Raw genomic sequence first — 20802 nt, 5'->3', positions numbered from 1 at the left:
GTTGTTCGAACGCTTCATCTCCAACGCGATCCGCTTTCGCTGGGCCGTTTTGACCATGGTTGCGCTGCTCTGCGCGATCGGCGTCTGGGCCTTCCAGCGCCTGCCGATCGACGCCACACCCGACATCACCAACGTTCAGGTCCAGATCAACAGCGAGGCGGCCGGCTTCTCGCCATTGGAAGCCGAACAGCGCGTGACCTTCCCGGTCGAGACGGCGATCGCCGGCCTGCCGGGCCTTCAATACACCCGCTCGATCTCGCGCTATGGCCTCTCCCAGGTGACGGCGGTGTTCGAGGACGGCACCAGCATCTATTTCGCGCGCCAGCTCATCAACGAACGGCTCCAGACCGCGCGCGACCAGCTGCCCGAAGGCGTCATACCCGAGATGGGACCGATCGCCACGGGCCTCGGCGAGATCTTCATGTACACGCTGGAGGCAGCCCCCGGCGCACGCAAGCCCGACGGCGGCCGCTATACGCCCGAGGACCTGCGGACCTTGCAGGACTGGGTGATCCGGCCGCAACTCAGAAACACGTCGGGCGTCACCGAGGTCAACAGCATCGGCGGCTATGAGCGGCAATATCATGTGGCCCCGCTGCCCGACCGGCTTTCCGCCTATGGCCTCACGCTCAATGATGTCGTCGAGGCACTCGGCCGCAACAACGCCAATGTCGGCGCCGGTTATGTCGAGCGCTATGGCGAGCAGTATCTTGTCCGCGTGCCCGGCCAAGCGTCGGGTATCGACGATCTCAAGTCGATCATCGTCACCAATCGCGGCGGCGTGCCGATCCGCGTGGCCGACGTCGCCGATGTCGGCATGGGTGAGGGGCTGCGCACCGGCGCCGCGACTGAAAACGGGCAGGAAGTGGTGCTCGGCACCGTGTTCATGCTCGCGGGTGAGAATAGCCGGATCGTCGCGCGGGCAGCAGCCGAGCGACTGGAAGAAGCTGCAAAGGCCCTGCCAGCGGGCGTGAAGGCAGTGCCGATCTACGACCGCACCGATCTCGTCGAGCGGGCGATCTGGACGGTCGAGAAGAACCTCGCGGAAGGTGCGCTGCTCGTGATCGTGGTCCTGTTCTTGCTGCTCGGCAATATCCGTGCGGCACTCATCACGGCGGCGGTGATCCCAGTCACCATGCTTATGACCATCACCGGCATGGTGCGCGCGGGTGTGTCGGGCAACCTGATGAGCCTTGGCGCACTCGACTTCGGCCTGATCGTCGACGGCGCCGTCATCATCGTCGAGAATTGCCTGCGCCGATTCGGCGAGGCGCAGCACCGCCAGGGACGATTGCTCGACCGTGAAGAACGCTTTGCTCTAACCGCCTCCGCGACATCTGAAGTCATCCGCCCGTCGCTGTTCGGCATGCTCATCATCGCGCTGGTCTATGTGCCGATCTTCGCGCTGACCGGCGTCGAGGGGAAGATGTTCCACCCGATGGCGATCACCGTTGTCATGGCGCTGACCTTCGCCCTCATTCTCTCGCTCACCTTCGTGCCGGCGGCGGTCGCGCTGTTCGTCACGGGCAAGGTCGAGGAGAAGGAAAGCCGCGTGATGGGCTGGGCACGCAAACTCTATGCGCCCGCCCTCGACACCGCCTTGCGGCTGCGGGTCGCGTTCGTCGCGGGCGCGGTGGTGCTGGTCGCCATAGCGGGCTTTGCCGCAACGCGCATGGGATCAGAGTTCGTCCCCAATCTGGATGAGGGCGACATCGCGCTCCATGCGCTGCGCATTCCCGGCACCAGCCTCACGCAAGCTATCGGGATGCAGACAACGCTCGAAGCACGGCTCAAGCAGTTCCCGGAAGTTGAGCGGATCGTCTCGAAGATCGGCACGGCCGAAGTGGCGACCGATCCGATGCCGCCTTCGGTCGCCGACACGTTCATCATGCTCAAGGATCGCAAGGACTGGCCGGACCCACGGAAACCCAGGGCCGAGCTGGTTCGCGAGATGCAGACGGCAGCCGCGACGATTCCCGGCAACAACTATGAGTTCACCCAGCCCATACAGATGCGATTCAACGAGCTTTTGTCCGGGGTCCGGGCGGATGTCGCGATCAAGGTGTTCGGCGACGATCTCGACCAGCTTCTAGAGATAGGTCAGGCTGTCGAGAGCGTGGCGAGCGGCATCGAAGGCGCGCAGGATGTGAGCGTCGAGCAGGTGACGGGGCTGCCCGTCTTGCAGATCACGCCCGACCGGGCCGCGCTGGCGCGGCTCGGTCTCAACATCGGCGACATTCAGGACGTTGTGGCTGTCTCCATTGGCGGGCGCGAAGCCGGCCGGATCTTCGAGGGCGACCGGCGCTTCCCGGTGATCGTGCGATTGCCCGAGGACATCAGAAGCAGAGCCGACGAGATCGGCCGGTTGCGAATTCCGCTGGCCGGCAATGGCACGGACCCGCTTGGGTTCGTACCGCTCGCCGACGTGGCGAAAGTGGAGGTCGTCATCGGCCCCAACCAGATCAGCCGCGAGGACGGCAAGCGACGCGTCGTCGTGACCGCCAATGTGCGCGGGCGCGACCTTGGCTCGTTCGTCGAGGAGCTTCAACAAAAAGTGGATGCGGAAGTCGAAGTCCCCTCCGGCTATTGGGTCAGCTATGGTGGCACCTTCGAGCAACTGATCTCGGCAGCCGAGCGGTTGCGCTTGGTCGTGCCTGCCGCGCTGCTGCTGATCTTCGGCCTGCTCTACGGGCTGTTCCGATCCGCCAGGGATTCGGCAATCGTCTTCTCGGGCGTGCCATTGGCGCTGACCGGCGGCGTGGCGGCACTGCTGATCCGCGGGATGCCGCTCTCCATCTCGGCGGGCGTGGGCTTCATCGCCCTCTCGGGCGTGGCGGTGCTCAACGGCGTGGTCATGCTGAGCTTCATCCGCCAGCTCCGGGAGACGGGCAACAGCCTTGAGGACGCGATACGCGAAGGCGCGCTCACAAGGCTGAGGCCGGTGCTAATGACCGCGCTGGTGGCGAGCCTGGGGTTCGTGCCGATGGCGTTCAATGTCGGCGCGGGCGCGGAGGTACAGCGTCCGCTCGCTACTGTCGTTATCGGCGGCATCATCTCCTCGACCTTGCTGACGCTGCTGGTGCTGCCCGCACTCTATCGCATCGTCCACGGTCGCGAAGCGCGCCGTGAAGACGAACGCCCATCCGCTGATACGTCCCTCGCGCAAGCCTGAACCGTTGCCGCTCCCGCCTGCGCCCGGCGGCGCGCGAGAGACCGGCCAAGGAGTTCTCCGATGAGCTTATACGCAACCCTTACCCAGCATATCTCACGAAGCAGGCTGATGATCGCCCTCGGGCTGCTTGCTTTTTCCTTCTGCCTCAGGGTCGAGGCGTTCGCCCACAATGTCGCGGAAGGCGACAAGGGCTATATCCAGGAAAGCAGCGGCGTCCTGTTTCTCCCGTTCGTGTATCTGGGCGCCAAGCACATGGTCACGGGCTACGACCATCTGCTGTTCCTGTTCGGCGTGATCTTCTTCCTCTACCGGATGAAGGACATCGGTCTTTACGTGACGCTGTTCGCGATCGGCCATTCGACGACCATGCTGTTCGGCGTGCTGATGGGGATCAGCGCCAACGCCTATCTCATCGACGCAATCATCGGCCTGTCGGTTGTCTATAAGGCGCTCGACAATCTTGGCGCGTTCCAGCGCTGGTTCGGCTTCCAACCCAATACCAAGGTCGCGACGCTGGTGTTCGGCTTCTTCCACGGGTTCGGCCTGGCGACAAAGATTCTTGAGTTCGAGATTTCAAGTGACGGCCTGCTCGCCAACCTGATCGCCTTCAATATCGGCGTCGAGATCGGGCAACTTCTCGCGCTCGGCGCCATCCTGATCCTGATGGGCTACTGGCGCCGGACCTCAAGTTTCATGCGCCACGCCTTCGCCGCCAACACCATCCTGATGGCCGCCGGCTTCGTGCTGGTCGGCTACCAGCTCGTCGGCTTTGCCGTCGCCTGATTTCAAGGAGGTTTCGACCATGTTCAACGCCCAACGTCCCAATCTCGACGACCTGCCCACCAATCGGCAATTGATCCGGGCGACACTCGTTGCCGCCATCTCCGCCAGCGCCCTTCTCGTCGCGGTCATTCTGCCCTCGGAATATGGTGTCGATCCCACCGGAGCCGGCCGCGCGCTGGGCCTTACCCAGATGGGCGAAATCAAAGTCCAGCTGGCTGAAAAAACAGCACAGAACGCCGCCGCCGATGCAGTGGCGGCGCAGGCGCCAGCCCTCGCAAAGGTGGAGCAGGCTGCAGGCGGCAGCGTGCAACCGGTAGCCGCGCCCCCGAAGGTGCCCCTCGCGAGCGAAGCCGATGGGCGCACCGACACGACGCGCCTGACACTTGCGCCAGGCGAAGGCGCGGAGGTCAAGTTCAAGGCCAGTAAGGGCGCCCGTGTCGTCTTCAACTGGTCGGTAGAGGGCGGCCACGTCAATTACGACACCCACGCGGACGCTCCGGGCATCTCCTATCATGGTTATGGCAAGGGCCGAGCGTCGACCGGCGAGCAAGGCGATCTCGTCGCCGCATTCGACGGCAGCCACGGCTGGTTCTGGCGCAACCGTTCGGGTGCCCCGGTGACGATCATGCTACGCACCGAGGGCGCCTATAGTGAGATCAAGCGGGTTGTCTGACATCGCTGCATCTCGTCCGATCGAATCCCGCCGTGCGAGCCCTCATGAACAGCGCGGTGGGATCGTCGGCGTCATGCGTTTTACCGGAGTGTTTTCAGCTGCCGGACATCGATCTTCTCGCGCTGGGTTATCCTGGCCTGTTTCTGGCTGCGCTGGTTGCTGCAACCCTGCTGCCGGCACAATCCGAACTGCTGCTGCTCGCCATGCTGGCTTCCGGAAGGTTCGAGCCGGTCCCGCTGCTCCTGGCCGCGTCGGTGGGCAATGTGCTGGGCTCAACACTCAACTGGGCGCTTGGCCGCTTTCTCGCGCATCATCGCGGCGCCCGCTGGTTCCCGGTCTCGGAGACCGCAATGGCGAAAGCGGAAAGGCGCTATCGCCGGTTCGGCGCGCTTTCCCTGCTGTTCTCATGGCTGCCCATCATCGGCGATCCCCTGACGCTTATCGCCGGCGTCTTGCGCACGCCGCTTTCCCGCTTCCTCCTGCTGGTCACGATCGCCAAATCCGGACGCTATCTAGTGCTGATGGTGGCGCATGGTTATCTGACCGCATGAGGCTGCAGACCAGTCTCACGGGCCCAACGAGGTAGCCATGCTCAAAATATTGGCCAACCGAACCTATCGCCATCTGTTCTTGGCCCAGATCATCGCGCTGATCGGCACCGGCCTCGCTACCGTCGCGTTGGGCCTGCTCGCCTATGACATCGCTGGTGCTGACGCGGGTGCCGTGCTGGGCACAGCGATGGCGATCAAGATGATCGCTTATATCGGTGTGGCCCCGATTGTCGGCGCCTATGCAAACCGATTGCCGCGCCGTAGTTTCCTCATCGCGATGGACCTGATCCGTTGCCTGGTCGCGCTCGCGCTGCCCTTCATCGATCAGGTGTGGCAAATCTACGTACTGATCTTCGTGCTGCAATCGGCTTCGGCAGGGTTCACGCCGACCTTCCAGGCGACCATCCCTGACGTGCTGCCCGAGGAACAGGACTATACTAAGGCGCTGTCCCTCTCTCGCCTCGCCTATGACATGGAAAGCCTGACAAGCCCGATGCTCGCTGCCGCGCTGCTTACGGTTATGAGCTTCCACTGGCTGTTCTCAGGCACTGCAATCGGTTTTGCCTGTTCGGCCCTTCTTGTGTTGACGACCGTGCTTCCGCGGGCCGCTGCCAGCCGGCCGACGGGCGGCATCTATTATAATACCACGCGCGGCGCCCGGCTTTACCTCAAAACGCCTCGGCTTCGTGGCCTGCTCGCCGTGACTCTTGCAGCCGCCGCGGCCAGTGCGATGGTGATTGTTAATACGCCAGTGCTGGTACAGTCGGCCCTTGGGCGTGGACAGAGCGCGATGGCGATCACGCTCGCCGCTTTCGGTGGCGGCTCGATGCTGGCGGCGCTGTTGCTGCCGCGTTTGCTTGAACGGCTCTCCGATCGGACAGTGATGCTGTCGGCCGCTTCGGCTATGACGGTCACGCTGGCGGCGCTCGCCTTGTCTTGGCAGGACCACGCCGCCCCCCATTATTGGGGCGTGATCCTCGTGGGCTGGTTAGCACTTGGCATTGCCTATTCGGCCAGCATTACGCCTGGTGGCCGGCTGCTACGCCGCTCTTCGGGCGGGCAGGATCGGCCCGCCCTGTTTGCAGCGCAATTCGCGCTTAGCCATGTGTGCTGGCTAATTGCCTATCCACTGGCAGGTCAGATCGGCGCATTCGGCGGCATGGGCGCCGCGTTCGCTGCGGCCGCTGTGCTGGCGCTAATCGGCACGGTGATTGCGTTCCGCATCTGGCCCAGTGAAGACGCCGAAGTGGTAGCACACAGGCATGACGATCTGCCACTCGATCATCCCCATCTTCTCGAAGGGCATCCGGGCGGTCGCGCCCGCCACGCGTTCGTGATCGACGAGCTGCATCCACGCTGGCCGATCCAGTAGCGGCAGTGAGTGTGAAAGCGAGCGGTGACGATCGCGGGCAGCGTGTCGCGGAGACTGTGTTTCGGCTACCATCCGAGCAGCGAACGCGCGCGGGAGATATCGAGGATATAGTGGTCGTTGCTGCTGTCGATCATCCAGGGCTGGATGAAGTCGTCGCTGCCGAGCGCTTCGTTCTGCAGGATGATCCCGGCCTTCGCGAGCGGCTACGGAATCCGGATAGTCTTCCGGACCTCGCCGTCGAGCGCCTCGCCCACGATGTCCTGGATCTCGGCATAGCCGGGCGCGCCGATGAGCAGCGGCAGCTCGGCCGAAAGGTCGTGCCGCCGATCGACCAGGCGAAGCACGGCATCGGCCAAGTCGTCGCGGTGCGCCGATGCCGCACGCAGCATCCCGTGATAAAAGTGCGAGATCACGCGATGCTCGTAGATCTGGGATATCTGCTGCGCGAGTAACGCCGAGCGCCCGTCGCCGTCGTAAACTCCGGCGGCGGGGAGGAAGACGACGGGAATCTTACCGCGCCTCGCGTGCAGCAGTGCTTCGGCAACAACTTTCGACTGTGGATACGCCTAGGACGCACCGATTGGCGACTCCTCGCTGATGCGCTCTTCCGGAGTGGCGGCAGGCTTATGAACCAGCATTGTGCTGGCGAAGACGAATTGCTCGACGTCGAACGACCGGAGCCCGTCAATCAGCCGGCGGGTGTCGTGCACGGTGGCCTTGTCGTAGAGCGGATTGGGGTTGCCCGTGATGTCATAGCCGATTGCCGACGCGGGCGGCCGCGGGTCTGGAGGACCGACACGATCCAGGCCGACAACCGTGTAGCGTTCCCTCGGCTGGGCAACTAGCGCGGCGGCTGTAAAGCCGCTCGCACCTGTGATGAGGACGACTTCGAGGGCGTCCTTGTCGCTCCCTGACCCACTGCGCTCACCGTCGGTCATCAATCTGCCACCCTCATTCATTGTGCTGCGGAACGCATACAGTCCCCCTGTACTTATGATCGCGAGGCGGGCGCGTGCGGATCACCGCACAATTGTTTTACGCGCCCGCCCCGCAAATCCCTTAGGCAAAATGGGGCTTTATTGCGTCACCGCGAAGCCGGCTTTCTCGATGGCCTGCTTGAGCTGCTGTACATCGGCCGTCGAGTTTACCGAAACGGTCTTTCTCGCCAAATCGATGTTGACGACGGCATTGGCATCGACGCGCTGAAGCGCGTTGGTCACACCGCGCGCACAGCCTCCGCAGGTCATTCCCTGAACTTTGAAGTCGATCATCTTCGTTCTCCCATAAGGTGGATGAAACAAATATGGGGCTTGACACTGTGTCAGGGTCAAGAGGTGAATTTAGCTGTTGACCTTGACACAATGTGAGGGACCATAAGGCCGTCGACTCAGTAGTGGAGACGACCATGAACGCCCGGGCGCAGCTGCCAATGCAGGCACAGACGAGAAGCGACGAAAGGCTGTCGCTGGCCATCGATGGCATGACCTGCGCGACGTGCGTCGGGCGGGTGGAGCGCGCCATCGCCGGGGTGCAGGGCGTTGCCGGCGTCTCGGTCAATCTCGCGACGGAGCGCGCGAATGTCGAGTTCGTCGATGGACGATCCGATGTCGCTGCCGTAGCCGATGCGGTTCTTGCGGCGGGCTACACCCCGGTGACACAGACGACCGAGCTGACGATCACCGGCATGACCTGCGCCTCCTGCGTCACCCGGGTCGAGAAGGCGCTGCTGAAAGTGCCCGGCGTCCGCTCCGCGAGTGTCAACCTGGCGGCCGAGACGGCGCGGATCGAAACGGCGGGTGACGTCCCCGCTTATGTCTTGGTCGAGGCTGTCGAAAGTGCTGGCTACACTGCATCGGCGCGCACCGGATCGGCGGAGGCGGAACGCGGCGCCGAGGACGCCCGGCGCGACGCCGCCGCAACAAGAGAGCTCCGCCATGTGCTGATCGCCGCGGCGCTGTCGCTGCCGCTTGTCTTTCCGATGCTGCTGGCCCCGTTCGGTATCGAGGTGGCCGTGCCGGGCTGGATCCAGCTGCTGCTCGCGACGCCCGTGCAGTTCTGGCTGGGCGCGCGCTTCTATCGCGCGGGTTGGAAGGCCGCGCGCGCCCGAACCGGCAATATGGACCTGCTGGTCGCGATCGGCACATCGGCCGCCTATGGGCTCAGCCTCTACCAGCTGCTGTTCGCGCCGATGCACGGCATGGACGCGCATTATTACTTCGAGGCTTCGGCCGTCGTCATCACCCTTATCCTGCTCGGCAAATGGCTCGAAGGCCGCGCCAAGCGTCAGACCGGAGAGGCGATCCGCGCGCTGATGGCGCTGCGGCCCGACCTGGCTCGCGTTGTCGGCACCGACGGCAGCGAACGAGAGATTGCCCTGGCGGAGGTGCGCTCGGGTGACCGCGTCCGCGTCCGGCCCGGGGAGCGCATCCCCGTCGATGGACGACTGATCGAGGGAGCGACCCATGTCGATGAATCCATGCTCACCGGAGAGAGCCTTCCGGTCGCCAAGGCCGCTGGAGACCCAGTGACCGGCGGATCGATCAACGCGGACGGGCTCATCCTGGTCGAGACGACGGCGGTGGGGGCTGAGACCACCCTCGCCCGCATCGTGCGCCTGGTCGAAAGCGCGCAAGGCGCCAAGGCTCCGATCCAGCGGCTCGTCGACAAAGTCAGTGCCGTGTTCGTGCCAATCGTCCTCGTCATAGCCGCGCTTACCCTCGCCGGATGGCTGATCGCCGGCGCCGGAGTGGAAGTCGCGATCCTGAACGCGGTCGCGGTGCTCGTCATCGCCTGCCCGTGCGCGCTCGGCCTAGCCACTCCGACCGCGATCATGGCCGGTACGGGCGTTGCCGCGCGGGCCGGCGTGCTCATCAAGGATGCCGAGGCGCTGGAGACCGCGCACCGCATCAATGTCGTTGCGTTCGACAAGACCGGCACGCTGACCGAAGGCAAGCCCTCGCTGCTGGCCGGACTGCCCGCCGCCGGGGTCGAGCGCACCGATCTCATCGCGCTCGCCGCGGCGCTTCAGGCCGGAAGCGAGCATCCGCTCGCACGGGCCGTCATGGCGTGGGCCAGCTCGGAAGGCGTCGAACCCGCCCGCGCCAGCGGGATGCGCGGCCTGCCCGGCCGCGGGGTTGCTGCAGACGTCAACGGCCGCGACCTGATCCTCGGCAGCACGCGCTTGATGGAGGACGAAGCTATCGCACTGACGCCGCTGGCCACCGAGGCGGCCAGGCTGGAAGCCGAGGGACGGACGGTCTCCTGGGTTGCGGAGCGCGCGCCCGAACGCCGCCTCCTCGGCCTGCTGGCGTTCGGCGACGAGGTGAAGGCTTCCGCCGCGGCCGCCGTGGCGGCGCTGCATGGCCGCGGCATACGCAGCGTGATGCTGACCGGAGACAATGCGGGAAGCGCCCGCGCAGCCGCAGCCAAGCTCGGCATCGACGACTTCGTCGCCAATGTCCTGCCGGAAGGAAAGTCGGATGCGGTAGCGGCGTTGCGGGCCGAGGACCGCACGGTCGCCATGGTCGGCGACGGCGTCAACGATGCCCCTGCCCTCGCTGCAGCGGATGTCGGCATCGCCATGTCGACTGGCACTGACGTCGCCATGCACGCAGCGGGCATCACGCTGATGCGGGGCGATCCACGCCTGGTGGCGGACGCGATCGACATCTCGAAGCGGACCTATGCCAAGATCCGCCAAGGCTTGTTCTGGGCGTTCATCTACAATCTGATCGGCATTCCGCTGGCGGCGTTCGGTTATCTAAGCCCGGTGATCGCCGGCGCGGCGATGGCGCTGTCGAGCGTCAGCGTCGCTGCCAATGCGCTGACGCTTCGCCGTTGGCGTCCGACAGCGGCTTGAGGAGACAATACGTGAATATAGGACAAGCTGCCAAAGCTTCGGGCGTCAGCCAGCGGATGATCCGCCATTATGAGGCGATCGGCCTCATCCCCAAGGCCACGCGGCGTGATTCCGGCTACCGCGACTATGACGAACGCGAGGTGCACATGCTGCGTTTCATCCGACGCGCGCGCGATCTCGGCTTCCCAATTTCGGAGATCGGCCAGCTCGTTGCGCTGTGGCAGGACGGCGATCGGGCGAGTGGTGAGGTCAAGGCCCTCGCGCTTGCACGAGCCGCGGAGATGGAGCGCAAGGAGCACGAGCTCCGAGCGATGCGCAAGTCGCTCGAAGATCTGGCGCGTCGCTGCGCGGGCGGAGATCGGCCAGATTGCCCTATCCTGGACGATCTTGCGGTCGGAGTTCAACATGTTACTCTCCGTTGTGCGCAAGAAAAGGGTTGACCTTGGACGATGGTCCGAGCCGTAAGGACGGTGAAGTCCAAACCGCGGCGAGGGATAGCGCCAAGTACCGCGTATCTATGAGGGGAGCGGGGCGCATATGGAAGGAAAGACAATGCATCAGATCGATCCCGAGATGAAGGCGTGCATCGACGCCTGCCACGAATGCCACATCACCTGCCTTCACATGGCGATGAATCACTGCCTGGAGGCGGGAGGGCGGCACGCCGAGCCGCAGCACATGAAGCTGATGCTGGACTGTGCCCAGATTTGCAGCGTCGCGATCGACTTCATGGCGCGCAAGTCCGAACACCACCGGCATATCTGCCGCGAGTGCGCCGAGATTTGCCGGGCGTGCGCGTCGAGCTGCGAAGGGCTGGACGGCATGGAGGATTGCGTCGCCGCATGTCGCAAGTGCGCCGAGGCTTGCGACAAGATGGCCGCGTAAATGGCCCGAGGGCGGCGCTTTCCCCGCCGCCCTCCCGTTACATTGCGAGCCAAGGCGCGTGAGACGGTGCGATGCACGGTCAGGGTTGCGGCAACGCTTTAGAGAGGGGCGTTGTCTGCCCTGCCGCTAGTAGGCTAGCGGCCCGCCCGCCCGCGGCTTGACGCGGCGGTTCCAGGCAAACCCGATCACGATCACGGCAAGCATCAGGAGTTGTGCCAGCACCGACTGAAATGTCGGGAACAGGCCCAACATCGAGATACGTGGCACGCTGGCGAGCGGCGCTATGTCGATGATCCCCGCCTCTTGGAGGGCAGCGACTCCCTTACCGGCCAGCACGACCGTCAGAGCGGCCATCAGCCACGAGCTGTAGCGGAAGAACTGCGTAATCGGCAGCGTCCGGCTGTAGCGGAGCATGGCCCAGACGATGACGGCGAGAAGGCTGATCGCTGCGCCGGCGCCGGCCAGCAGCATCGCGGTGTTACCCTGTGTCGAGAGCGCGGCGTAGAAAAGGATCGTTTCAAAGACCTCCCGATAGACCACCAGGAATGCGAGCCCGAACAGGAACCATCCCGACCCGCTCGATAGCGCCCGTGACATTTTCTCCCGGATATAGCGTTGCCACTGATCGGCTTGGGTCTTGCCGTGCATCCAGATTCCGACCGAGAGCAGCACGATCGCGGCGAACAGCGAGCCGAACCCTTCGGTCAGCTCCCGGCTCGCGCCGCTGATCCCGATCGCATAGGTGGCGACGGCCCAGGTAAGTCCGCCCGCGATGAGCGCCCCGATCCACCCGCCATGCACATAGCGCAAGGCTTCTGGCCGTTCCGCTTTGCGGAGGAACGCGATCATGGCGACCACGATCAAAAGAGCTTCCAGCCCCTCACGCAGCAGGATCGTAAAGGCCCCCAAGAAGGTGGACGCCTGCGTCGCGGCGTCGGGCGCGAGCGCCGCCTCGGCATCATCGAACAGGCCGCCCAGCACTGCCACTCGTTCGGCCACATCATCGGCCGACGTGCTGCTCTCCACAGCGGCGCGATATTCTCCCATCGCGCCTTCGATCCTGGACATGAGCGTCGGGTCGCGCGCCGAGAGCGTCGGTTCGATCGGCTCGAACCCGTCGAGATAGGCGGACAGCGCCAGTTCCTTTGCGCCGCGCCGGTCGCCGCGCCGGAACGCGGCGAGGCTTTGCGCAAGCTTGGAGCGAGCGACCGCGAGCGAGCCCGGGGCTTGTTGCATCACCTGATCGGGGTGGCGCCGCAGATAGGCGAGCACCGCGTCGGCTTTCGCCTGCCCGATGCTGCCCGCAAGCGCGGCGGGGGTGAGCGCGACCAGGGTTTTCAAATCGGGGATCCGCGCCCGCAAGCTCGGCTGGGACTTCCACAGCCGTTCGCCTTCGACCGCTTGCGCGTCGGTCAGGGCGAAGCTGCCAGCGCGGAACGCCAGCGCCCAGCGTTGATCGTTCGGCAGATCGGCGAAGCTCTGCATCGCGGTCCCGTCGATGCCTTGGCTTATCACCTGATAGAGCGCGAACACGCTGCGCTGGCGCGCCCGTTCGGCGTCGGTGAACGCGATCGGCGGCGGGTCGAGTCTGGCAGCGTCAGGCCCATGTCCGTCGCCGGTGAGGCCGTGGCAGGACGAGCAGCTTTGGACGTATAGCCTTGTTCCCATGGCGGGGTCGGGTGCCTTGGCGGGAGCGAGCGGCACCGGATAGGCCTTGAGCAGATCGGCGGCGAGGCCATGCGCGAGTGTCGCGACCTCTCGGGACGATCCCTTGCGGCCGATCACGGCTTCGAGCTGCGAAGCGCTTTGGATTAGAGATTGCCGCTCAGGCGTCGCGGGAAGTGCGCGGAGGCGCGTCGACACCCCAGCGGCGAACTCCGTCATCTCCGCGTATTCGGACGCGCTTATGACCGCGCCGTTGGCGACCGCACCGCCATAATCGACCGCCATATAGTCGAGCAGACGCCAAGCAGTTTGAACATCGCGGGTATCGGCCATCGCCGCAGCGGGGATCAACAGCAGCATAAGCGACGCGACCAGCGCGACCAGAGGTGACGGCATATGGGTGATCGATTCCAAGCTTCACTCGTCGCGGACTATGCGAACAACTCTCATTAGCAGTATTGGGCAGCGTGCGCGACCACCAATGGCAGGATGATGAACATCGCCGCCGGAGAGCTGGCGGGCGATCGTCTCCGGCGACAAGATCGTGACCGCGAACCCGGAGACGATCGGGGGGGTAGAAAAGCGGCAGCGAAGGCGCGTGACGGTGTGCGATGCACGATCAAGGTTTTCGATGAGGCTAAGCAGTGATTGAAGATACTTTCAGATCACGTACTTGTCCCAGCTTGCATAATGCTCGGCGCTGCGCTTTCCCCTTGGAAAGCTGAGGCCGACGAGCGCAATGCCGGCTACGACCGAGGCCACGGCCCCAAGGTGACCAACGCCGTCGAGGAGGAAAGGCGCGGCCACAAGCCAGGCTCCGAACGCGACGTTGATCAGCCGCAGCGCGCGGGCAACTTCTGCGGTGGCGATGATCGCGACCGTGATGACCAGCGCACCCACAACGTGATCGCTGTTCGCCATACCGCCTTCCGTGCCGAACAGTATTCGGGTCAGCATCAGCAGGACGCCGATGACGATGCTCGCAGTCAGCGTCCATGGCAGGGTCAGTCCCTTCTTTGCGTCCGCCCAGAAGGTGCTTGGCGAGGCCATCGCGTCCGACGCGTCCACCGCTCCCGCCTCTATCGCGTCACCCTGGAAGAAGGTGCGGATCAGCGGTTTGCCTTGCCGGCGCGCCCAGAGAAGGAACTGACCCATCGCAATCACCTCGTCGAGCGCGAAGGGGATCATGATCAGCATGGCGAGCGCGGCGATCAGCGCCAGCGTGCTCCATGTGCCGATGACGATGGGCTGACTGATGATGAAATAGATGCTGATGACGCCGAGCGGGATGACAAGGATGCCGAAGAAGGTCACCATCCACGGCATGGTCCGCCAGCGGTCGCGGGTGCCCATTACCGCCATCAGGATCTCGAGGACATAGCTGACCGTGCCGAGCCCACCATCGGGAATCGGCCAGGCCTTGGACATGTCCGAGGTGATGATCTCCTCGGTGCCGTTGCGTGGATCGCTCAGGGAGCCGGCGAAAAACGGCTCCCAAACGCCGTCAATATGCCCCAGTTGGTAGGCGGTGAGGATGCGCGAGGTGAGAAGGCCGATCAGACCCATGGCGACGATCGGCAGCCGCTGTGCGTCGGTGGATGGCGAATAGGTCCAGCCGGGCGGGATGTTCTTGGGGTCCATCATGCCCGCCATGCTCATGCCCGGCATCATCGGCACGAGCACCGACAGGGCGATCACGGCCGAGCCGATGAGCAGGTTGTTGTTGTACTGAGCGGCGCTCGGGCTCCAGAAGATCAGCGGGGCGAAGAACAGCCAGATGCCGACGAACGCGACCGCCCACTGCGCCCATGTCTTGGTGCGCGGAACGAGCGACAGCGCGCCGAACAGCACGATGGCGAGGCCGCTGACGACATCGCTGATGGCCAGCGCGTTCGCCCGCCACTCGATCGACGGCAGCCCGCGATCAATAGTTACGAAGCGCGCCGCCTCGCCGACACTGTGAGTGGTCACGGAGTCGTAGATAAGCGGGTTGGAGGCGAGCCACAGCCCAAGACCGATGTTTGCGTAAAGAGCCCAGCGCGCACGGCGCTCGTCGCGGTCCATTATGGCCATGTGATCGCCGTGTGCACCGTGACCGGTCATCGCCATGTCCGCCGCGCCAGGTCGGTGCCCCATGGCAGCATGGTCCATGCTGCTATGGTCCGCAGCCCCGTGATCCATGTCGGCCATTCCACCGCCTGCCGCTGCGGGTTGTTGGCCCGGCGCTACAGGTTCGGCCTTTAGCTTATCGTGCCAGGCAACCAGATTCTCGTTAAGCTTGTTGTTCCGATACCAGGCCCGCGGGTGGCGCTTCAGCGCGGCGACGATCGTCGGCAGCGTGTCCCGGAGGCGATGCTTCGGTTCCCAACCGAGCAGCAAGCGGGCGCGTGAAATATCGAGGATATAGTGGTCGTTGCTGCTGTCGATCATCCAGGGCTGGATGAAGTCGTCGCTGCCGAGCGCTTCGTTCTGCAGGATGATCCCGGCTTTCGCGAGCGGCTGCGGAATCCGGATCGTCTTCCAGCCCTCGCCGTGGAGCGCCTCGCCGACGATGTCCTGGATCTCGGCATAGCCGGGTGCGTCGGGCTCGCCGATGAGCAGCGGCAGTTCTGACGGCAGTTCGTGCCGCCGATCGACCAGACGCAGCACGGCGTCAGCCAAGTCGTCGCGGTGCACCGATGACTGCGCCGCACACAGCATGCCGGGATAAAAATGCGAAATCAGGCGGTGCTCGTAAATCTGCGATATCTGCTGCGCGAGAAAAGCCGAGCGTCCGTCGTCGTCGTAAACTCCGGCGGCGCGCATATAAACGACGGGGATGTTTCCGTGGCGCTCATGCAGCAATGTCTCGGCGTCGACCTTGGACTGCGGATAGGCCCAGGACGCGCCGATCGGCGAGTCCTCGTTGATGCGCTCGTCGGGTGTGGGGGTCGGCTTATGAACGAGCATCGTGCTGGCGAAGACGAATTGTCCGACTTCGAACGATTGCAGCCCGTCAATCAGCCGGCGGGTGCCCTGCACGGTGACCTTGTCGTAGAGCGGATTGGGGTCACCCGTGATATCATAATAGGCGGCGAGGTGGATCACCGAGGCGATGCGGTTGCCGTACCGTGCGCGCACCTCGTCAAGCGCAACTCGGACCGCTTCGTCTGACCCGAGGTCTATGTCGATCGCCGCCGCGGGCGGCGGTGGGTCGGGAGGGCCGGCGCGATCAAGGCCGACGACCGTGTAGCGCTCGCCGAGCTGGGCAATCAGCGCTGCGGCGATAAAACCGCTCGCACCCGTGATGAGGACGACTTCGCCACCCTGGCCGCTGCCGGCTTCACTGCGTTTGCCATCGGTCATGACTTTGCCACCCTTGTTCATTCATCTCTGAAAACACTGACAGGCCCACCCGGACCAACCCTCTCGCACGCCCAGCTTTGCAGCGCGACGCGGCCTTCCCGCAAGCGCCTGTGGGCGACTTAGGGCGTCGGACACGTAAGCTCAGTCCAAGCGGGGGGTGTCTTGGGAGGCGAGGGTTAAGCCGCGTAAGTGGGTAAAAGAAGGTGGAAGGCCTGAGCGGCGCTTGCGTGGACGGTTGGTCCATAGCGCTTACATGCCCGACGCGGGTGGCGCGAGGGTGCCTAGCCATGCCACGAGCGCCAGGATGCCGATCACGCAGGCTGTCTCGACCGCAAGGCTGACCCGCAGCGCCGTAAGCGCCCCGCCATGGTCGTTCATGGCAATCGAGCGCTCGAAGGCCGGCGTGAGGCGGAACCGATTGAGCGAAGCGAGCCCCAGCATCGCTGCGAACAAAACCAGCTTGGCGAGCAGCAGCAGGCCGTAGAGCGTCGTCCCCAAGGCCGCGAAATTGGCTGGCCCGACGAGCAGCCAACTATTGATCAAACCAGTTACCACCAGGGTAACAACAACGAGCGTACCAACGGAGCCAAACCCGTGCAGGGCGCGATGGGTCAGCCGAAGGTGCGCAGCATCGATCTCCTCGGCGCGGCGCGCCATCAGGAGAAGCAATCCGAACAGCGCCCCGACCCACAAACCGGCGGCAAGGAGATGGAGGATGTCCGCACCGAGGTGAAGCCATCCGGTGCTTCCCTCGTCCATGGCGCCGTGCCCGTTCCACGCGAGTGTCGCCAATGCCGCGGCGGCGGCAATCATGGCGATAGCCAGCCACGATGCTCTGCCTCGCGCCAGCAGGGCTGCACCGACGGCGATGACCAGCGCCACCATACGCACCTTCCAGGCGGTGCCAACCGGTGGCCCCCCGAGCAGCGCGGCCACCGCTGCCTGGTCGATCGGCCAGAATGCAGAACCGGCCATCGCCGAGGCCATAAGGATCAGGCCAACGGCTGAGAGCAGCAACCCGAGCGCTGCGCTTGCCGTGAGCCAAGGCCGCAGCGCGATGGCATCATCGCGCTCGCCAAGACGAAGACCATAGAGGCTGAAGGCCGACAGGCCGAACAGCGCCGCCAGGACCAGGTATAACGCCAAGCGGATGGCGACGGTCGGCCAGTCGAGCATTCGCTCACTTCACCGTGAAGTTGTAGCTGCCGGTGATTTTGTGTGTATCGCTAGAGACGACCTGCCAGCCGACGCTGTAGCGCCCACGCGGGAGGCGCTGCTTCGGGGTGATGGTGAGCGTCCGGCCATCGGCGCCGACTGCGGCGCTGCTGGGCATTTTCATGGCCGCCATGCCCGGCATCGCTGCCATGGTAAGGTCGGCCTTGGAGAAAGCCGGCACGAGTTTCTCGCTGAACTGAAGGCTGATCTTCTCGGGGGTCGCGACGGCCGCGTTGGCGGCGGGGCTGGAGGACACCAGCTTCGGGTGCGCGTTCGCCACGCCGCCTGCGAAGAATAAGGCCGCGGCGGCAGTCGTGATGAACAAGCGACGCATCAGGGTAATCTCCATTTCGATTGGGTTCACCTGTATTACGCAGCCGGGCGGGTCACCCCTCACGATCTTTTTCGTGCCGACGCACCGCTCTCGATGAGGGGCCGGCGGTGGCGGCGCGTATTCAGAAGGGAGCATGGGGCGCTTTTCACCGCGTCTCCTCTCGAGACGAACTGTGGCCGCGGGCCTGGACGGGCGCATGCGCGGGGTAATGATGAGGTTGCGATTGACCGATCAAGGCTGGACGGGCGACCCCGAGGAGGTCATCGACTGTCTGATTGTGGGCGGCGGTCCAGCGGGCCTCATGACCGCGATCTATCTGTCGCGGTTTCTCAGGAGCTGCGTCGTCTATGACGCGGCGGCAGGGCGCGTCGCCTCCATCCCGCACTCGCGCAACCTGCCAGGATTTCCCGGAGGCATTTCCGGCGTCGCGTTTCTTGCGCGATTGCAGGCTCAGCTGCGCGAATATGGCGGTACGGTCCAGAGCGGTGAGATCGACGCAATTGTCGCCTTAGGCGACCACTTCTCGGCAACCTGCGAACTGAACATCTTGCGCGCGCGGACCGTTGTCCTCGCGACCGGTGTCCTCAACCGGCGTCCCGAGATGCCCGATGCGATGCATGACATCGGCGTGGCGCGTGGGCTTCTCCGCTATTGTCCGATCTGCGATGGTTATGAGGCCCGGCGGATGAACGTGGCGGTGCTCGGCGGCAGTGGTCATGGCGCTGAAGAAGCTGAATTCCTGAGGGCTTATGGGGCCAAGGTCACGCTTCTGGCTGAGCGCTCGCTCGATCTCGGGCCGACCGAACTTGCCAAGCTGAACCAGCAGGGCATCGATGTCGCCCCCTCGCCTGTCGAGCAGCTGCGTCTTGGCGACTGTGTCGAGGTGCGGTTGGCCAATGGCCTGGAGCTGCAATTCGACACGCTTTACCCTGCGCTCGGCTCGTCGCCTCGGACGCGGCTTGCCACTTTGCTGGGCGCGAAGCTCAGCAAATTAGGGTGCGTGCTGACCGATGCCCACCAACAAACCTCGGTTGATGGCGTGTACGCAGTCGGCGACGTAGTAGAAGGGCTCGATCAGATCAGCGTCGCAGCCGGGCAAGCGGCAATCGCTGCGACTGCAATCCATAATCTGTTGCGCGACCGCGACAGCGGATTGTGGTCCGCCATCGCCGGGCTGTATCCCGCTCGGAGCGTACCGCCGACGTAGTGGGAGCCACTGGCGGTGCACCGAGCGAAAGCCGCCAACAAAGCGCTGATCGCCGGCTCGCTTGTCATCTTCTTCGGCTGCTTCGCGCTTATTCGTATCCACACGACGATCGGCGACACGGCCCTCCTCCGTTCGATGATCCCGCACCACGATCCCGAGGCTTGCGCGGGAGTGCATCGAGACAGTGTGCTATTACCAGCGTCGGGGGTTGCTCGACACGCCCTAGCGGGGCCGGGCTCGCCGGCGGCATCCGACGGCTATGCTTGAAAAGGCCTACGGCACGAAGGTCGGCGCTGCCGCATTTCGTCGCATTCTCCTTCGCAGCGCGCCAACACGCGACCGGCTACTAAGCGTCGGGGCCCCTCAGAACGCCAAGTGGTTTATTCCGCCGTGCATGAAGGTTCCGCCGAGGAACCCCTGGATTGAGATCGCGAGTGTCATCAGGCCAAGCACCGCCCAGTACAACGACCGCGACCGCTCGGGACCCTTGCGGTGGCGCGCTGCCATCCAAGCCAGCGCGACGCCGAAGACCGCGATCGATGTCCCGAGCCAGCGATGCGTCATCAGGATCGGGTTGCGGTCGGTCAGGTAGAACCCGCCTGCGAACCAGCCCAGGAACGCCGCCACGATCGCTCCCAGCGCGCCGACGACCAGCATTATGTGTGCGACATGCTGATAATCCCGGTTGCGGCGCCACAACCCGAACAGCTCCACCCCGAACGCACCGATGAACAGGGCGATGGGAAAATGAATGACCATGGTATGCACCCGCCCCAGCCAGCTCACAAGCCGTTCGCCGAAAGTCTTGTTCTTGTTGGCGGTCTCCTCGTGCATGCCGCCCATGTCCATGTCGTCGCCGGCGATGTCGCGGCCGCCCATGTTCATGTCCACGGTCGACATAGAGCCCATGCCCATGTGGCCGTCGCCAGCGTCCGCCCCATCTGCTTTCTGCGTCTCGGCTGCGCTGCTAGCGGCCGGCCCGGGACCGGCCCCGAGCGCATCGTGATCTTCGTGCGCCGATGCCGACGTGCTTACTGAGATTGCAACCGCAAGGAGTAGAGCGAAAGCCCCGCCTCGTTTACCGCCCATCACCCAACCCCTTGAACCGTGTTGTTTCAATCCAGTTTACGCACGCCGCGCCTTCTTCCCTCACCTGCCCAGCTTCCTTTGTGAAACTTTCCGTCTGCTCTTCAAGACGGACTGGACGCCACAGCTACGCTGGCTGCGGCGACCGCGTCATGCCACTCCGCCAAAAAACATCGGCCGATCAGCTGCCGTGGCGGGCGAACAGGCGGCGGCCGCTGGGACCAAAGGCGACCACGTCATAGGCTTGCGCCTTGACGCCCGGCACTTCCATTCCTGGCGAGCCGAACGGCATGCCGCCGACCGCGAGGCCTCGCACGCCCTTGGGCCGGGTCGAAAGAGCCCGCTTCATGTCGGCGATCGGCACGTGGCCCTCGAAAGCGATGCCATCGGCGATTGCGGTGTGGCAGGACGAGACGTCCGCGGGAACGCCCGCGCGCTTCTGCAGCGCCGGGCGGTTGGGATCATCGACGACGCGCACCTGACGGCCGAGCTGCTGCTGCACCTGCGCCGCCCACTTGGCGCAACAGCCGCAGCCGGGGTCGCGGTGCATAACGATCGGGGTAGCCGCGCTGGCGGCAACCGGAACCAACAAGGCTGCGGCAGTAAGCGCAAATCGCAACGCTGACTTCATGGAAAAATCTCCTTGGTCGTTCCT

General features: G+C 64.5%; 18 protein-coding genes and 1 pseudogene. 11 read left to right on the top strand and 8 right to left on the bottom strand.

What is annotated here, in order from left to right; all coding sequences use genetic code 11:
* The first annotated feature begins 1 nt into the window (after position 1).
* The 6 genes from OVY48_RS02030 (at position 2) to OVY48_RS02005 (ending at position 7003) form a co-directional block, all read left to right on the top strand.
* Positions 2 to 3172 (top strand): efflux RND transporter permease subunit, encoded by a 3171-nt coding sequence (locus tag OVY48_RS02030; RefSeq protein ID WP_409592946.1) that lies wholly within the window; start codon positions 2 to 4, stop codon positions 3170 to 3172.
* Between the two features lie 108 nt (positions 3173 to 3280).
* Positions 3281 to 3955, top strand: coding sequence for a HupE/UreJ family protein (locus OVY48_RS02025; protein ID WP_226018252.1), 675 nt, complete (start codon positions 3281 to 3283; stop codon positions 3953 to 3955).
* 19 nt (positions 3956 to 3974) lie between these two features.
* A complete protein-coding gene (locus tag OVY48_RS02020) occupies positions 3975 to 4628 on the top strand; it encodes a transmembrane anchor protein (protein WP_313921740.1) in 654 nt (217 codons plus the stop codon).
* A gap of 44 nt (positions 4629 to 4672) precedes the next feature.
* Positions 4673 to 5179 (top strand): YqaA family protein, encoded by a 507-nt coding sequence (locus OVY48_RS02015; RefSeq protein WP_313921739.1) that lies wholly within the window; start codon positions 4673 to 4675, stop codon positions 5177 to 5179.
* A gap of 37 nt (positions 5180 to 5216) precedes the next feature.
* Complete coding sequence (locus OVY48_RS02010) at positions 5217 to 6551, top strand: MFS transporter (RefSeq protein WP_030541580.1); 1335 nt, start codon at positions 5217 to 5219, stop codon at positions 6549 to 6551.
* A 110-nt stretch (positions 6552 to 6661) separates the two neighbouring features.
* A complete protein-coding gene (locus OVY48_RS02005; RefSeq protein ID WP_030541579.1) occupies positions 6662 to 7003 on the top strand; it encodes a hypothetical protein in 342 nt (113 codons plus the stop codon).
* Between the two features lie 114 nt (positions 7004 to 7117).
* On the opposite strand, the gene OVY48_RS02000 is transcribed toward OVY48_RS02005, so the two are convergent.
* Positions 7118 to 7489, bottom strand: a complete 372-nt coding sequence (locus tag OVY48_RS02000) for a hypothetical protein (protein ID WP_030541578.1) — start codon at positions 7487 to 7489, stop codon at positions 7118 to 7120.
* A gap of 138 nt (positions 7490 to 7627) precedes the next feature.
* On the bottom strand, positions 7628 to 7822 hold the full coding sequence (locus tag OVY48_RS01995; protein ID WP_030541577.1) for a heavy-metal-associated domain-containing protein: 195 nt from the start codon (positions 7820 to 7822) through the stop codon (positions 7628 to 7630).
* 134 nt (positions 7823 to 7956) lie between these two features.
* Here OVY48_RS01995 and OVY48_RS01990 point away from each other — a divergent pair, with 134 nt between their 5' ends.
* The 3 genes from OVY48_RS01990 to OVY48_RS01980 all read left to right on the top strand — a co-directional run bounded on the left by OVY48_RS01990 (position 7957) and on the right by OVY48_RS01980 (position 11295).
* On the top strand, positions 7957 to 10410 hold the full coding sequence (locus OVY48_RS01990; protein WP_313921738.1) for a heavy metal translocating P-type ATPase: 2454 nt from the start codon (positions 7957 to 7959) through the stop codon (positions 10408 to 10410).
* A gap of 11 nt (positions 10411 to 10421) precedes the next feature.
* Positions 10422 to 10850 carry a Cu(I)-responsive transcriptional regulator gene (cueR, locus tag OVY48_RS01985; RefSeq protein WP_082013386.1) on the top strand — a complete coding sequence of 143 codons (429 nt, stop codon included), beginning with the start codon at positions 10422 to 10424 and terminating at the stop codon, positions 10848 to 10850.
* A gap of 112 nt (positions 10851 to 10962) precedes the next feature.
* Positions 10963 to 11295, top strand: a complete 333-nt coding sequence (locus tag OVY48_RS01980; protein WP_039335527.1) for a four-helix bundle copper-binding protein — start codon at positions 10963 to 10965, stop codon at positions 11293 to 11295.
* Positions 11296 to 11421: 126 nt separating this feature from the next.
* Here OVY48_RS01980 and OVY48_RS01975 read toward each other — a convergent pair whose 3' ends face one another.
* The 4 genes from OVY48_RS01975 to copC form a co-directional block, all read right to left on the bottom strand.
* Positions 11422 to 13356, bottom strand: coding sequence for a cytochrome c/FTR1 family iron permease (locus OVY48_RS01975; RefSeq protein WP_313922045.1), 1935 nt, complete (start codon positions 13354 to 13356; stop codon positions 11422 to 11424).
* 264 nt (positions 13357 to 13620) lie between these two features.
* Positions 13621 to 16305 carry a vitamin K epoxide reductase family protein gene (locus tag OVY48_RS01970; protein ID WP_313921737.1) on the bottom strand — a complete coding sequence of 895 codons (2685 nt, stop codon included), beginning with the start codon at positions 16303 to 16305 and terminating at the stop codon, positions 13621 to 13623.
* Positions 16306 to 16554: 249 nt separating this feature from the next.
* On the bottom strand, positions 16555 to 17481 hold the full coding sequence (gene copD / locus OVY48_RS01965; protein WP_030541572.1) for a copper homeostasis membrane protein CopD: 927 nt from the start codon (positions 17479 to 17481) through the stop codon (positions 16555 to 16557).
* A gap of 4 nt (positions 17482 to 17485) precedes the next feature.
* Positions 17486 to 17854 carry a copper homeostasis periplasmic binding protein CopC gene (gene copC, locus OVY48_RS01960; protein WP_030541571.1) on the bottom strand — a complete coding sequence of 123 codons (369 nt, stop codon included), beginning with the start codon at positions 17852 to 17854 and terminating at the stop codon, positions 17486 to 17488.
* 196 nt (positions 17855 to 18050) lie between these two features.
* Between copC and OVY48_RS01955 the strand changes: the two genes are divergently transcribed.
* Together OVY48_RS01955 and OVY48_RS01950 are read left to right on the top strand one after the other, a co-directional pair.
* Positions 18051 to 19061, top strand: coding sequence for an NAD(P)/FAD-dependent oxidoreductase (locus OVY48_RS01955; protein WP_313921736.1), 1011 nt, complete (start codon positions 18051 to 18053; stop codon positions 19059 to 19061).
* A 24-nt stretch (positions 19062 to 19085) separates the two neighbouring features.
* Positions 19086 to 19211: pseudogene (locus OVY48_RS01950) on the top strand (DUF305 domain-containing protein); the annotation flags it as partial.
* Between the two features lie 213 nt (positions 19212 to 19424).
* Here OVY48_RS01950 and OVY48_RS01945 read toward each other — a convergent pair.
* Complete coding sequence (locus tag OVY48_RS01945; RefSeq protein WP_030541569.1) at positions 19425 to 19961, bottom strand: DUF2231 domain-containing protein; 537 nt, start codon at positions 19959 to 19961, stop codon at positions 19425 to 19427.
* Between the two features lie 367 nt (positions 19962 to 20328).
* Positions 20329 to 20778: a DUF411 domain-containing protein gene (locus tag OVY48_RS01940; RefSeq protein ID WP_046407136.1), complete on the bottom strand. Its 450-nt coding sequence runs from the start codon at positions 20776 to 20778 to the stop codon at positions 20329 to 20331.
* Positions 20779 to 20802 lie beyond the last annotated feature (24 nt).

Source organism: Sphingobium sp. SA2 (assembly GCF_032227065.1).
Taxonomy (GTDB): domain Bacteria; phylum Pseudomonadota; class Alphaproteobacteria; order Sphingomonadales; family Sphingomonadaceae; genus Sphingobium.
The sequence above is the reverse complement of the archived record's forward strand: the minus strand, read 5'-3'. Positions and strand labels throughout refer to the sequence as shown.

Bases quoted from the DNA above. Each gene is read 5' to 3' on its own strand.
- OVY48_RS02025 (WP_226018252.1), top strand. From the start codon at position 3,281: ATGATCGCCCTCGGGCTGCTTGCTTTTTCCTTCTGCCTCAGGGTCGAG.
- OVY48_RS02020 (WP_313921740.1), top strand. From the start codon at position 3,975: ATGTTCAACGCCCAACGTCCCAATCTCGACGACCTGCCCACCAATCGG.
- OVY48_RS02015 (WP_313921739.1), top strand. From the start codon at position 4,673: ATGAACAGCGCGGTGGGATCGTCGGCGTCATGCGTTTTACCGGAGTGT.
- OVY48_RS02010 (WP_030541580.1), top strand. From the start codon at position 5,217: ATGCTCAAAATATTGGCCAACCGAACCTATCGCCATCTGTTCTTGGCC.
- OVY48_RS02000 (WP_030541578.1), bottom strand. From the start codon at position 7,489: ATGACCGACGGTGAGCGCAGTGGGTCAGGGAGCGACAAGGACGCCCTC.
- OVY48_RS01995 (WP_030541577.1), bottom strand. From the start codon at position 7,822: ATGATCGACTTCAAAGTTCAGGGAATGACCTGCGGAGGCTGTGCGCGC.
- OVY48_RS01990 (WP_313921738.1), top strand. From the start codon at position 7,957: ATGAACGCCCGGGCGCAGCTGCCAATGCAGGCACAGACGAGAAGCGAC.
- OVY48_RS01980 (WP_039335527.1), top strand. From the start codon at position 10,963: ATGCATCAGATCGATCCCGAGATGAAGGCGTGCATCGACGCCTGCCAC.
- OVY48_RS01975 (WP_313922045.1), bottom strand. From the start codon at position 13,356: ATGCCGTCACCTCTGGTCGCGCTGGTCGCGTCGCTTATGCTGCTGTTG.
- OVY48_RS01970 (WP_313921737.1), bottom strand. From the start codon at position 16,305: ATGACCGATGGCAAACGCAGTGAAGCCGGCAGCGGCCAGGGTGGCGAA.
- copD (WP_030541572.1), bottom strand. From the start codon at position 17,481: ATGCTCGACTGGCCGACCGTCGCCATCCGCTTGGCGTTATACCTGGTC.
- copC (WP_030541571.1), bottom strand. From the start codon at position 17,854: ATGCGTCGCTTGTTCATCACGACTGCCGCCGCGGCCTTATTCTTCGCA.
- OVY48_RS01955 (WP_313921736.1), top strand. From the start codon at position 18,051: ATGCGCGGGGTAATGATGAGGTTGCGATTGACCGATCAAGGCTGGACG.
- OVY48_RS01945 (WP_030541569.1), bottom strand. From the start codon at position 19,961: ATGTCGACCGTGGACATGAACATGGGCGGCCGCGACATCGCCGGCGAC.
- OVY48_RS01940 (WP_046407136.1), bottom strand. From the start codon at position 20,778: ATGAAGTCAGCGTTGCGATTTGCGCTTACTGCCGCAGCCTTGTTGGTT.